Source organism: Frigoribacterium sp. Leaf186 (assembly GCF_001423905.1).
Taxonomy (GTDB): Bacteria; Actinomycetota; Actinomycetes; order Actinomycetales; family Microbacteriaceae; genus Frigoribacterium.
In genome coordinates, this window is sequence record NZ_LMPQ01000010.1 from 739,934 (window position 1) to 752,449 (window position 12,516).

Genomic DNA, 12,516 nt, shown 5'->3' on the forward strand with positions numbered 1-12,516 from the left:
GGGCTGCCAGGGCCACCTGGCAGCCCCTTCCCTCCGCCCGGTCCGAATCCTCGTAGGAGCACTCCCTTGCACAAGCCGCGTACCGTCGCAGCCCTTCTCTCGATCGTCGCGGCCGTCGGGCTGGCCGCCTGCTCGTCCGAGCCGTCGCCGCCGGCGACGACCTCCGACGACCTGCCCGCGGTCGACATCGACGGGTACCAGGGCGCCGCGGCCCGACTCGACTTCGAGCACGCGATCCCGTCGCTGCCGCTCGACGAGCTCAGCCTGTCGTCCCCGGCCTACGTGTCGAAGGTCCTGCACGCCCTCGCCGTCCGCGCCGACGACTGCATGACCGAGCAGGGCTACGACGCCGTCGCCGAACGCCTCGACTGGTCGCCCTACGTCATGGAGGAGGACCGCACCTACGGCCTCTGGAGCGTCCCCTACGCCAGCCGGTTCGGCGTCGGCCTCGCGACCGGCACCGGCCCGCGGACCCTGGACACCCTGCCCCTCGGCGTCGAGTTCAACAAGGCGTACCCAGTCTGCATGGAGAAGGCCAAGACCTCGATGACCGACCAGCTCACCTTCTCTCAGGGCCCCAACGTCGACTGGCGCATCCGCACGGAGGCGCAGGGTCGCGCCCGCGCGAGCGACGCCGGTCAGAAAGCACGAGCGGACTGGGAGGCCTGCATGGAACAGGCCGGACTGGTGCTCGACCCCGACGACGGCCGGCCCTCGGCGCAGTACGCCGCCCAAGGCAAGGAGTCCGAGATCGACGCCGCCGTCACCGAGGCCGAGTGCGCCTCCTCGACGGGTGCCGTCCAGACGCTCTACGACACCCAGGCCCGGTACGAAGCGGCCTACATGGACGAACAAGCAGCCCAGATCCAGGCGTTCGCCGAGGAGCGGAAAGAAGTCGAGACCTTCTTCGACGACGTGATCGCCGGCCGATGACCCGCGCCGGTGACCCCGACGGGGACGGCGGGGCGGCGGCCGACGGGGGCGTCCGCATCCCACGCCTGCGGTACCCCGTCCGGATCGTCGTCTTCCTGGTCGTCCTCGCGGCCCTGCTCGCCGGCGCCTTCGTCGCCGGACGCTTCGTGACCTCGCCCACCGACGAGGCCCTGCGGGGCGCCCGCGCGACCGTGCCCGTGACGGCCACCGTCGACCGACGCGTCGTCTCGCCCGGCTACGCGCTCCCCGCCGCACTCACCGGCGGGACGACCTTCGACGTCACGGTGACCGAGGCCTCGGTCCAGGAGTCGTCCACGGCGGCCCCGACGAGTGGGGACAAGGCCCCCACGACCGGTGCGGCGGCTGCCGGCTCGTCCGCCGCCGACCCGGGCGCCGCCTCCTCGGGCGCCGAGGGCTCGACCGAACGCGTCGTCGTGACCAGCGCCTCCGTCGCCGTCGGCGACGTCGTGGGCACGGGGCGACTCCTCGCCGAGGTGTCGGGCAGGCCCCTCTTCGCCCTGCCGACCTCGGTGCCGCTCTACCGTGACCTGCTGCCCGGCATGTCGGGCAACGACGTGAAGGCCGTGCAACAGACGCTGATCGACCTCGGCTACCGCGGGGTGACCGCCTCGGGGGCGTTCGACGGCGGATCGGTCCGGGCACTCGGTCGGCTCTACGCCGACGCGGGCTACCGCCTGCCCTACGTCGCCCCCGGCGTGCAGGGTCTCGCCGTCCACGAGTTCGCGGGCGTCCCCACGGCGTCCGCCACCGTGCTGGCCGCCGCCGGCGTCGGCACGACCCTGTCGAGCGACGTCGCCGTCGTCCGCCTGCAGACCTCGGCCCCCGTGCTGACGGCCCAGATCACGGCCGTCGAGAGGGACGTCGTGACCACCGGGACGACGGTCACGGTGTCGAGCCCCACGTCGGGGCCGATCCCGACCACCGTGCTGAGCGTGGGCGACTTCGTCGCCGGCGACGGGACGACCTCGTCGGGGTACCCGATCACCCTCGCCGTGCCGGAGGGCCTCGGGGCGGACGCCGGCACCGCGCTGCAGGTGACGCCCGCCACCCAGGCCGAGGCCGGCCCGGCGATCCCACTCGTCGCCCTGCGCCAAGAGGGCACCCGCACCTTCGTCGTCCTCGCCGCCTCGGGCGACGCCACCTCGGGCGACGCCGCCCCGGACGACGCCGACCAGAGGGGCAGCCCCGCACCACCGGTCGAGGTCGACGTGACCGTGCTCGCCCAGGCGGACGGCTGGGCCTCGATCGCCGAGACCGAGCGGCTGCCGATCGGCCAGCGCCTGGCGGTCGAGTCGTGACCACCGGTCGAGTCGTGACCACCGGTCGAGTCGTGACCACCGGTCGTGTCGCGACCACCCCCGGCCCGGACGACGTCCCCGTCCTCGAGCTCGCCGGGGTCGGCAGGTCGTTCGGCTCCGGGACGGGCAGCACGACCGCGCTGTCGTCGGTGACGCTGACGGTGCGGCCCGGCGAGTTCGTCGCCATCGTCGGGCCGTCGGGTGCCGGCAAGTCGACCCTGCTGAACATCCTCGGGCTGCTCGACGTCGCCACCAGCGGCACCCACCGCTTGAACGGCGTCGACGTGCGCACCCTGCGCGAACGCGAGCGGAACGCGCTGCGGTCCGACGTCATCGGGTTCGTCTTCCAGGACTCGCACGTCCTGCTCGACGAGTCGGCCGCCAGCAACGCCGCCCTCGGGCTGAAGATCCGGGGCGCGTCGCTCGCCGAACGCCGGACCGCCGTCACCTCGGCACTCGACGAGCTGGGCCTGCGGCACCGCGCCGGTGAGGACGCCCTCAACCTCTCGGGCGGAGAACGACAGCGCGTGGCCATCGCCCGGGCCATGGCCACCCGCCCCTCGCTGCTGCTGGCGGACGAGCCCACCGGCGCCCTCGACACCGTCAACTCGCAGAACATCATCGACCACCTCACGGCCCTGAACGCGACCGGGGTCACGGTCGTGGTCATCACCCACGACACCACGGTCGCGGCGGCGGCGGGCCGGCGGCTGCAGCTCGTCGACGGCGTCCTCGACGACGGCAGCGGCCCGGACGAGGTCGGCGTCGACGAGGTCGGCCCCGGAGGCGCGGGCCACCTCGGAGGCGCGGGTCACCTCGGCGGTCTCGGCCTCGCCGGTCTCGGTGTCGACGGCGACGGCGACGGTGACGGTGACGGCGACCACGACGGCGGAGGCGACCGCGCCGGGACGTCGGGTGCCTCGGGCGCCGGCACCGCGCCTCCTCGTCCCGGGACGTCACGCGGCGCCCACTGGCGGCGCCTCGTCGACGAGGTGTTCGACGCGGTGTCGAGCCACAGCGGCCGCCCCGGGCGGACAGCCCTGCTGCTCGTGGCGTTCTTGCTGGGCACGGGCGGGCTGGTCTGCTCGCTCGGCATCAGCCAGAGCGCGGCGACGCAGGTGGCGGCCCGGCTGACCGCGGCGAGCCTCGACGAGGTCGTCGTCCGCACCTCGAGCGCCGAGGCCGCCGCCGACGGCTTCTACGACCGGACGAGCCCGGGCGGGGCGATCGCCGACGTCGAGGCCCTCGACGGGGTCGAGTTCGTCGGGTCGGTCGCGAGCATTCCCGCGGGCGAGGCGGGCCTGACGCTGCTGCCCGACGCCTCGGGGTCGCGCGACGCGTTCACCGGCGAGCTGCGCGTGGCGGACGCCGACTACCTGAGGACGCAGGGGGCCACCACCGCCCCGCGCACCGCCGCGACGCTGCTCGACAACACGTGGGGTGGTGCCGTCGCCGTGGTCGGAGAGGACGCCGCGGCCGAGCTGGGCCTCGCCGGAGCGGGGCCCGGCAGCGTCGTCTGGCTGCACGGGACGCCGATCGACGTCGTCGGGGTGCTCGACACGACGGGACGGGACCCGCTGCTCTCGGACTCCGTCGTCCTCTCGCGGGCCGCCGCGGGCGAGATGCGGCTCGAGGACCCGCACCTCGTCGTGCGGACCGTCTCGGGCTACCCCGCCCCGCTCGCCGACGCCATCCCGCTCGCCGTCGCACCGGGCGACCCGTCGTCGGTGCGGATCGAGACGGTCGCCGACCTCAGGTCGCTGCAGACCGGGGTGGCGACCGACCTCGGCACGCTCATCGCCCTCATCTCGTGGGTGCTGCTCGCCCTGGCCTCGCTCAGCGCCGCGACCGCGATGTACCTCTCGGTGCAGACCCGCGCCTCCGAGATCGCCCTGCGACGGGCCATCGGGGCGAGCCGGTCGTCGATCTGGCGGATCTTCACGCTCGAGGGCCTGATCGTCGGGGCGGCCGGCGGCGTCGCCGGCGGCGTCGTGGGTCTCTGCGGCGTGCTCGTCGTCTGCGCGGTGCAGCGGTGGACGCCCACGCTCGACATCCGCATCGTGGGGGTGGGGCTGGTGGCCGGATGCGTCACCGGGGTGCTGTCGGCCACCTACCCCGCGCTCGTCGCCGCCCGGGCGAACCCGGCCACCGCGATCCGCGGCTGAGCGTCCCCGATCGCCCGGGCGGACCGGCGACCGCGCATCGCGATCGACCGTCCCCGTCCGCCCGGGCGTCGGCCCCCGAACTGGAGGCCCGCGGCACGGCTGGCACCGCAGGCTCCTTCTTCCTCGAACCATATGATACCCACGACAATGTTTGTTTCGAGCCGTGGGGGCTGTGTCGCTCGATGCGGAGACGTGGGGGATAGAGATGCCGGGAAGTCCAGTGCACGCGGGGGTGGCCGCGGACGTGGCGGACGTGACGGTGGGCGGGGCCGTGGGCCAGGCGGTGGGCGGGGCCCTGGGCCGGGCCGCGACCATGGACGTGGAGCCGATCGACCGACGACTGGTGCATCGGGTCGCGATGTCCGAGGTGTACCTGACGGGTTCGGGCGTCCTGGGGCCGGACGACTACACCGTCCACGCCCAGTGGCCCCGCCGTCACCACTTCTTCAGCCCGGAACGCCGCGGCGGCGACCTCGTCCTCGCGGCCGAGACGCTGCGCCAGGCCGTGATCCTGACGGCGCACCGCTACTACGACGTGCCCCTCGACCACGCGTTCTCGATGCGCGGCCTGTCGGTCGAGCTGACGGGGGCCGGAGGCGGTCACGCGCTGGTGCCCACCGAGATCGACATCCGCGTCGGCATCGACGGCGTCCGATCCGGTTCACGCGGGGTGACGTCGTTCCGGGCGCACCTGACCTTCGTGCACGAGGGAGTCGTCGTCGCTCGCGGCACGGGCGACCTGCAGGTTCTCGACAGTCGCCTCTACGCCCGGATGCGCCCCACGGCGGTGCGCTCGGACGCCCTGGCCCCGAGCTCGCCGATGCGTCGCGGGGTGCGTCTCGTGCCCGTCGCGTCCGGCACCCGACCGACCTGGCTCGTGGACATGGACCTCGAGCACCCGGTCTTCTTCGACCACCCCCTGGACCACGTGCCGGGGATGCTCGTGATCGAGGCCGCCCGGCAGGCGGTGGACGCCGTCCGTGGGGAGTCGGGCCTCTCGTCGTCGTCCTTCGAGGGGACCTTCCTGTCGTACCTCGAGCTGGACCGGCCCGTCCTCGTCAGCCACGTCCCGGGCGACGGGGCGGGCCCGCCCGACGACGTGCTGCTGGCCGTGCACCAGGACGACCGGCTCGCGGCCGAGCTGCGCCTGCGGTGACGGCCGGGGCCCTACTCGCCGGCCGAGCGGGCGAGCGCGGCGAGGCGCTCGATCTCGCCCTCGGGCGGTGCGTCGAGGACGAGGGGCAGCTGCAGCAGCCACATCTCTTCGAGGCGGTCGACGAAGTCGGCCCAGCCGGTCAGCGACCTCGACACGACCTGCACCCCCGTGAAGGCCGAGATGACGTACCGGGCCATGGCGTGGAGGTCGAGGTCGGCCTTGAGCTGCCCCTGGGCGGCGGCCCCCCGCAGGAAGTGCTCGGTGCTCTCGATCCAGTCGAGGTACGGCCCGCGCGAGTGGTCGGGGAACAGCTGCCCCGACTCGGTCGTGAGCCGCAACCCGCCCTGCACGACCGGCTCGCTGCGGATCTGTCGGGCGAGTTCACCCGACAGCAGGATCAGGGCGTCGAGGCTCGGCAGGTCGTCGCCGGCGAAGCGCCCGGCGGCACGCATCGACAACTCGTGCTGCTGGCGGATGACCTCGTGGGCCAGGTCGAGCTTGGAGTCGAAGTGGAAGTAGAGCGCGCCCTGCGTCACGCCCGCGTGGGCGATGACGTCCTGCAGGGTGGCGGTCGCGTAGCTGACCTCGCCGAACACGATGCCGGCGCCCTGGACGATCGCCTCGCGAGTGGCTATTGCCCGAGCCTGCCTGGCCATTGCGCTCCTTCGTGGCCACGGTCTACCCGCACCGGCTCGATCTCGTAGCCAGGAGGACGACGTGGACAACGGCATTCTACTGACCGGGGCGACCGGGTTCGTCGGCAGCGGCGTGCTGCGGTCGCTCACCCCGGACGAGCGTGCCCGGACGACCGTGCTGGTCCGCAGCGCGGTCGGCGTCCCGCCCGTCGGCAGGACGGTGGTCGGCGACCTGCGCGACCCTCGGGCGCTCGGACGGGCCCTCGACGGCGTCGCGACCGTCGTCCACGCCGCCTCGTACGTCGGCTACGACACCGACCTCTGCACCGAGGTGAACGTCCGTGGCACGCGCGACGTGGTCGACGGCGCGACCTCGAGAGGGGTGTCCCGCCTGGTCTACCTCAGCACCGCGGCCGTCCTGGGTGCCGGCCCGCACCGGGGCGCAGGGACGCCCCAGGGGCCCGTGTCCGTGCTGAGCGCCAGCAGGCGGCTCGCCGAGCAGGTGGTCGAGGCGGCCGGCGGCCTCTCGGTGCGTCCCGCCCTGGTCGTGGGCGCCGGCGACCGGTGGGTGGTGCCGACGATCCGGCGAGCGACCCTCGAGCTCGGCGCGACGATCGACCAGGGGCGGGCGCTCAAGTCCGTCGTCCATGTCGACGACCTGGGGGCCCTCGTCGCCGCGCTGTCGCGGCGGGCGGACGCCAGCCCCCCGGGCTCGCCGCCGAGCGTGATCGCCGCCCTGCCCCGGCCGACGAGCGTGTCGGACCTGCTCGCCCTGCTCGTCCGTCACGGGCTCGTCGACGCGATGCCCACCGCGAGCCTGACGCTGGCCGAGGCGGAGGCCGCCCTGGCACCCGAGGGCCGAGAGCTCGTGCGCAGCGTGTCCCGCGACTACCATCTCGCGCCCGCCGACGCCTGGGACGCGGCCGGCCTCACGCCGCCCGAGGCCCTCGCGTTCACCCCGCGGGACGTCGAGCACTACCGCCGCCTCGCCCGGGCCTGAGGCCGGGGGACCAAGGGACCGCAGGAGGCGCGGGTCACGTGACCCGCGCCTCCTGCGGTCGTCGCGGTGGCGGTGCGACCCGACGGGTCAGCCGCGGCGGCGGAGGGCGCGGTGCGCGAGGCCGGCGACGGCGGCGCCGACCAGGGGTGCCACGAAGAAGACCCAGAGCTGCGCGAGGGCGTCGGGGCCGCCGTAGAGGGCTGCCGCGAACGAGCGGGCCGGGTTCACCGACGTGTTGCTCACCGGGATGCTGATCAGGTGGATCAGCGTCAGCGTGAGTCCGATCGCGAGCGGCGCCAGCGCCTTGTACTCGTTCTTCGCGGTCACCGAGAGGATGACTCCGACGAAGACGGCGGTCAGCACGATCTCGGTGACGAGCACGGCTCCGAGGCCGAACCCACCGGGCGACGAGGCGCCGAAGCCGTTCGACGCGAAGCCCGAGTCACGGGCCGCCGCGAGGTAGCCGGCGGGGCCGTCGGCGGCGACGAGTGCGACGACGCTCGACCCGGCGGCGGCACCGACGAGCTGCGCGACGACGTAACCGGGCACGCTCGACCACGGGGTGCGACCGGCCAGGGCGAAGCCGACCGTCACGGCCGGGTTGAAGTGGCCGCCCGAGATGTGGCCGACGGCGTAGATGCCCGCCATGACGCTCAGCCCGAACGCGAAGGCCACGCCGAGGAAGCCCACGCCGAGCACGTTGCCCTCGTCGGGGAAGGACGAGGCGAAGACGGCCGTGCCGACGCCGCCGAGCACGAGGAGGAACGCACCGAACGCCTCGGAGGCGTAGCGCGCGAGCGGCGTGTACGTCTCGGCGTGGTGGGTGCGCTGTTCTTTGGTGGTCCGGCTGGCGGAGGGGGTGCGGGGCATGGCGGTTCTCTCGTGTGTGGTGGGTGTCGTGAGTGTCGGGGAGACGGGCTAGTCGTCGGACGAGGTGAGGTTCTTCACCGTGTCGACGGGGACCGGCGGCACGCCTCGCTTGACGCCGCGGAGGCCCGCGGCGACGAGCACCGCGGTGACGACGGCGAAGACGGCGAAGACGATCAGGGCGGCGGCCCAGAGGGGCACGGCCAGGGCGAGCAGGGCGACGGCGGTGCCGGCCAGGAGGATCACGGTCACGATCGCGAGGACTGCCCCGACGGCGAGCATCACGACGCCCGATCGCGCGTCGCGGGCGCGGCCGGCGATCTCGTCGCGTGCGGAACTCAGCTCGGCACGGACGGCCTTGACGAAGGGCTCGATGGCCCGGGTGCCCAGCTGGTCGCGGAACCGACCGGCGAATCCGGCCTCGCCCTGCTTCTCGTCGGCTGTGCTCATGGTGGTCCTTCTCTCGCTGAGGCCACTCGGGGCGGTGGCCGGGGATCGCTGTGCCGCGATGCGGACACACCATTCGGACGCGGCGGGCACCCCCGTCGTCACCGACCCCCAGCCGGCGTCCAGCCATCGCGCGCCGGGCACTCGCGAATCGGCCAGTCGGGGGACAGCGCGAGGCGTCAGGCGCCGCGGGTCAGTCGGCGAGGCGGCCGCGGAGCTCGATGGCGATCTCGGAGGCGTCGAGGTTGGCGAGGGCGTCCGCGAGGACGTCGGCGTCGAACAGGCCGTTGTCGCGGGCGTCGAGCAGGGCCTCGCGTTGAGCCGCGAGCATCGCCAGGGTGTGGGCCATCGAGGCGTCGAAGCCCTCTTTCGAGCGGTCCGCCGTGCGGGGGTCGGGGCCGGGCACCGCGTCGGCGCTCTTCCGCATCAGCTCGAAGATCTTGGTGCGCTCGGACTCGTTCTGCGCGTGCTCCGCGGCCTCGTCGACGGGCGGCGAGAGGCGCCGCAGCAGCGGGCCGATCGTGCCGCCCTGCAGCAGCAGCGACAGCGCCGCCACCGCGAACGCGATCAACACCAGCACCGGGCGCTGCGGGGTGTCCTCTGGCAGGGTCTGCGCCGCCGCGACCGTCACCGCCCCGCGCATGCCCGCCCAGACGACCGCCGTGCCGTCGCGCCAGCCGAGCGGCTGCCGCAGGAAGTACTCGATGTCGGCCAGGCCCTGCGTCACGCGCCTCGTGAACTGGTCGAGCGTGCGCTGCGAGGGGGTGCGCGCGGTGCGGGTGCGCGGGGCCCGGGTGCGCGGGGTGTGGTCACCTTGCGAACCGCGGCGGGACCCGCGGCGCGGGGTGCGAGGCGACCCGTCGACCGGCGCGACCTGCTCGTCGTCGTCAGCCGCGCCTCCTCGGGTCGTGTCGTCGGCGACGCCGGCCTCGAGCTGCTGGGGGGCTCCTCGACCCCGCCGGTTGAGCTCGGCGAACGAACCGCCGGCGCCCTCGGCCTGGATCTGCTCCTTCATGCTCTGCACCCGCGGCTGCATCGCCTCGGCGTGGCGGGCGCGCGCCGACAGCACCCGCAGCAGCGGCGCGACGTACGCCGCCCGCACGACGATCGTCAGCACCAGCGCGCCGACCGCGATCAGCAGGGCCGGCAGCACCCCGGCGTGGTCCTTTTGCACGTCGATGATGATCGACCTGATCTGCAACCCCATGGTGAGGAAGACCGCGCCCTCGAGCACCAGCTCGACCGTCCGCCAGTTCTGCGAGTCGGACAGCCGGTTCTGCGGCGACAGCTCGCGCGGTGCCCGGAACCCCGTCACCAGGCCGGCGACCACCGCCGCGACCAGGCCCGACGCACCCACGGCGCTCGCCGGCAGCGACGCGACGAACGGCACCGCGAACGAGATCACCGTGTTGACCGTCGAGTCGGTCACCCTCCGCCGGACGGCCAGGTTGGCCGCGCCGACGACCAGCCCGATCACCAGCGCGACGACGACCGAGTAGGCGAACGTGCCGAGCGCGCCCCAGAACGAGAAGGAGGCGGCGGTCGCCACGATCGCGGTGCGCAACAGCACCAGCGCGGTCGCGTCGTTGAGCAGGCTCTCGCCGTCGAGCATGGCGACGACCCGCTTCGACACCGACGTCTGCTTGACGATCGACGTCGCGACCGCGTCGGTCGGGCTGATCACGGCACCGAGCGCGACGCCCCAGGCGAACCCCAGGTCGGGCAGGACGAGCTGGAAGAACACGCCGAGCACCAGCGCCGTCGCCACGACCAGCACCACCGACAGGCCGCTGATCGCCCCGAACTCGCGCCGGAAGTTCATCGCCGGCATCGAGACCGCCGACGAGTAGAGCAGCGGCGGCAGCACGCCCGCGAGGATCAGCTCGGGGTCGATCTCGACCGACGCGAACACCGGCAAGAAGCTCGCCGCGACCCCGACGGCCACGAGCAGCAGGGGAGCGGCCACGCCGAGCCGCGGGCCGACGACCGTCGCCGCCGCGATCACCACGAAGCCCGTGACGAGCAGGACGAGCAGCTCGGCGATCTCCATCAGACGTCGAGCAGGACGCGCATCGCTTGGATCAGGGCCCGGTTGTCGGCACGGAGGGCGGCGACCTCGGCCTCGAGGGCTGCGACGCGGGTGGTGGGGGGTGCCGGTGCGGCGGGTGCGGGCGCGGGCTCGGGCGCGTCGATCGGCACGGGAGCGGGAGCGGCAGGTTCTGGTGCTGCGGGTGCGGGTGCGGGTGCCGGCTCGGGTGCGTCGATCGGCACGGGAGCGGGGGCGGGAGCGGGTGCGGGCTCGGGCTGCGGCTCGGGTTCGCTCTCGGGTGCCGACTCGTAAGCGGGTTCGGGTGCCGGCTCGGGCTCCGGGGCAGGGTCGGACTCCGCCCAGGGGTCGTGCTCGGGTTCGCTCGCGGGTTCCGGTTCGCTCGCGGGCTCGGGTTCGTTCGCCGGCTCCGGAGGTGCGGCGGACTGCGGTGCCTCGGCGGGTTCGTCGTCCGTCGGGGACTCGACCCGCGCCTCCTTGCTGGTCTTGACGACCTGGGAGAACTTGGGGCGGGGCTTCCGCGGCGCCTTCGGGGACTCGGGCGACGCCTCGTCGACCCAGTCGCTGAGGGTCTGGCGCGGGACGCTGAACTCTTCCGCGACGACCGTCAGGACGTTGCGGTCGGTGGGGTTGGTCATCCGCCGCTGCAGCACGCGGGCCGTCGCGGCCTCCCGCGTCGCGTCGTCGTACCACTCGTCGAAAGGCATGCTGCGATTCTAGGGACGCACGCCCCCTCCGTTTCAGCCCTCGGTGAGGGCCGCCGCGTAGGCGCGGACCGACCGGTGGTAGCGCGGCAGGGTCGGCTCGACGGCCTCGAGCGCCACCCGCAGGGCCTCGGCGGGGCGGCCGGCGCTGTGCAGGGCGAGCGCGAGGAAGACCCTCGGGGCGGCTCCGGTGGCGGGGTGCGCGGGGGCGTCGCGCAACATCGTGATCGCCTCGTCGACGCGGCCGAGGTTGCGCAGGGTCGAGGCGTGCTGCACCACCAAGCGGGCGGCCCGGTCGGGGTCGGCGGCGTCGAGGCCCGCCTCGGCCGCGGCGGCGTAGTGCACGTGGGCCTCGGCCTCGCGGCCGCCCGAGTCGTGGGCGCCGCCGAGCTCGAACTCGCCCAGCGCGGGGTGCGGGGCGGCGGCGGCCAGCGCCGTCATCCGCTCGATGCGCTGCTCGTCGTCGACGGTCTCGTCGGCCCAGAGGGCGGCGACGCGGTCTTCCCACTCGTCGGTGTCCATCCGGCCACGGTAGCGGGGAGGCCGTGCCTAGGCCTGCGGTTGCTCCTGGCGCAGCCCGGTCACGAGCAGCGTGATCATCCGGCGCGCGTCGTAGTCGGGGTCGCGCGGGCTGAACGCCACGAGGTCGCCGATCGCGCGCAGCAACTGGTACGCCGTCGCGGGCGCGACGATCTCGCCCGACGCGCGTGCCGCCTCCATCAGGTCGGACAACACGGGCACCAGGCGGTCGACGAACAGGCCGTGCAGCGACGAGAACTCGGCCGCGTCGCCGTCCCACACCCGACCGAGCCCGTGCTTCGTGTCGAGGAAGTCCACGAAGAGGTGCACCCAGTCGAGCACCGCGTCGAACGGCGACGGCGCCGAGGCCAGCAGCTCGGGCCCGGCTTCGGCACAGGCGTCGATCTGGTGCCGGTAGACGGCCACGACGAGGTCGGACCGCGTCGCGAAGTGCCGGTACAGCGTCGCGACCCCCACGCCGGCGGCCGCGGCCACCTCGCGCACCGGGGCGTCCACCCCTGAGGTCGCGAACACGGCACCGGCCGCGTCGAGCAAGGCCTGCTGGTTGCGCTCGACGTCGCGACGGCGGGGTCGCGCGGTCGACGGAGCCGGAAGAGCCGAAAGAGCCGGGGGAGGCGCGGGGTCGGAGGCGGTCACCCCGCGATCATCCCACGGCGGCACTCGAAACGAAACATCGTTCCACATGGCCTTGCGGAACGGATCG

12 protein-coding genes are annotated in these 12,516 nt (G+C 74.0%); 5 read left to right on the top strand and 7 right to left on the bottom strand.

All coding sequences use genetic code 11. The features are described from left to right. Window positions 1-66: 66 nt before the first annotated feature. The 4 genes from ASG05_RS10215 to ASG05_RS10230 all read left to right on the top strand — a co-directional run bounded on the left by ASG05_RS10215 (window position 67) and on the right by ASG05_RS10230 (window position 5,573). A complete protein-coding gene (locus tag ASG05_RS10215) occupies window positions 67-933 on the top strand; it encodes a hypothetical protein (RefSeq protein WP_056260292.1) in 867 nt (288 codons plus the stop codon). Further along, window positions 930-2,252: a peptidoglycan-binding protein gene (locus ASG05_RS10220; protein ID WP_056260293.1), complete on the top strand. Its 1,323-nt coding sequence runs from the start codon at window positions 930-932 to the stop codon at window positions 2,250-2,252. Before ASG05_RS10215 ends, ASG05_RS10220 begins: the two co-directional genes overlap by 4 nt. Window positions 2,253-2,284: 32 nt before the next feature. After that, entirely contained in the window at window positions 2,285-4,417 is a 2,133-nt protein-coding gene (locus ASG05_RS15920) for an ABC transporter ATP-binding protein/permease (RefSeq protein ID WP_157490170.1), read from the top strand. 244 nt (window positions 4,418-4,661) lie between these two features. Beyond that, window positions 4,662-5,573, top strand: a complete 912-nt coding sequence (locus tag ASG05_RS10230) for a ScbA/BarX family gamma-butyrolactone biosynthesis protein (protein ID WP_200936796.1) — start codon at window positions 4,662-4,664, stop codon at window positions 5,571-5,573. Window positions 5,574-5,584: 11 nt separating this feature from the next. On the opposite strand, the gene ASG05_RS10235 is transcribed toward ASG05_RS10230, so the two are convergent. After that, window positions 5,585-6,229, bottom strand: coding sequence for a ScbR family autoregulator-binding transcription factor (locus ASG05_RS10235; RefSeq protein WP_162240649.1), 645 nt, complete (start codon window positions 6,227-6,229; stop codon window positions 5,585-5,587). A gap of 61 nt (window positions 6,230-6,290) precedes the next feature. Between ASG05_RS10235 and ASG05_RS10240 the strand changes: the two genes are divergently transcribed. Then, a complete protein-coding gene (locus ASG05_RS10240; RefSeq protein ID WP_056260299.1) occupies window positions 6,291-7,208 on the top strand; it encodes an NAD(P)-dependent oxidoreductase in 918 nt (305 codons plus the stop codon). Window positions 7,209-7,295: 87 nt separating this feature from the next. Here the strand turns inward: ASG05_RS10240 and aqpZ are convergent, their stop codons facing one another. The 6 genes from aqpZ to ASG05_RS10270 all read right to left on the bottom strand — a co-directional run bounded on the left by aqpZ (window position 7,296) and on the right by ASG05_RS10270 (window position 12,449). Continuing rightward, complete coding sequence (gene aqpZ / locus ASG05_RS10245; protein WP_082486624.1) at window positions 7,296-8,078, bottom strand: aquaporin Z; 783 nt, start codon at window positions 8,076-8,078, stop codon at window positions 7,296-7,298. A gap of 48 nt (window positions 8,079-8,126) precedes the next feature. Next, window positions 8,127-8,525, bottom strand: a complete 399-nt coding sequence (locus tag ASG05_RS10250; protein ID WP_056260301.1) for a phage holin family protein — start codon at window positions 8,523-8,525, stop codon at window positions 8,127-8,129. Between the two features lie 190 nt (window positions 8,526-8,715). After that, entirely contained in the window at window positions 8,716-10,572 is a 1,857-nt protein-coding gene (locus tag ASG05_RS10255) for a sodium:proton antiporter (protein WP_056260304.1), read from the bottom strand. After that, entirely contained in the window at window positions 10,572-11,276 is a 705-nt protein-coding gene (locus ASG05_RS10260) for a hypothetical protein (protein WP_056260306.1), read from the bottom strand. The genes ASG05_RS10255 and ASG05_RS10260 overlap by 1 nt, the downstream gene beginning before the upstream one ends. Window positions 11,277-11,309: 33 nt before the next feature. Beyond that, complete coding sequence (locus tag ASG05_RS10265; protein WP_056260307.1) at window positions 11,310-11,795, bottom strand: tetratricopeptide repeat protein; 486 nt, start codon at window positions 11,793-11,795, stop codon at window positions 11,310-11,312. A gap of 27 nt (window positions 11,796-11,822) precedes the next feature. Further along, complete coding sequence (locus ASG05_RS10270) at window positions 11,823-12,449, bottom strand: TetR/AcrR family transcriptional regulator (protein WP_056260310.1); 627 nt, start codon at window positions 12,447-12,449, stop codon at window positions 11,823-11,825. Window positions 12,450-12,516: the final 67 nt, after the last annotated feature.

Coding starts and splice junctions, on each gene's coding strand:
- ASG05_RS10220 (WP_056260293.1), top strand. CDS start 930: ATGACCCGCGCCGGTGACCCCGACGGGGACGGCGGGGCGGCGGCCGAC.
- ASG05_RS10235 (WP_162240649.1), bottom strand. CDS start 6,229: ATGGCCAGGCAGGCTCGGGCAATAGCCACTCGCGAGGCGATCGTCCAG.
- aqpZ (WP_082486624.1), bottom strand. CDS start 8,078: ATGCCCCGCACCCCCTCCGCCAGCCGGACCACCAAAGAACAGCGCACC.
- ASG05_RS10250 (WP_056260301.1), bottom strand. CDS start 8,525: ATGAGCACAGCCGACGAGAAGCAGGGCGAGGCCGGATTCGCCGGTCGG.
- ASG05_RS10255 (WP_056260304.1), bottom strand. CDS start 10,572: ATGGAGATCGCCGAGCTGCTCGTCCTGCTCGTCACGGGCTTCGTGGTG.
- ASG05_RS10260 (WP_056260306.1), bottom strand. CDS start 11,276: ATGCCTTTCGACGAGTGGTACGACGACGCGACGCGGGAGGCCGCGACG.
- ASG05_RS10265 (WP_056260307.1), bottom strand. CDS start 11,795: ATGGACACCGACGAGTGGGAAGACCGCGTCGCCGCCCTCTGGGCCGAC.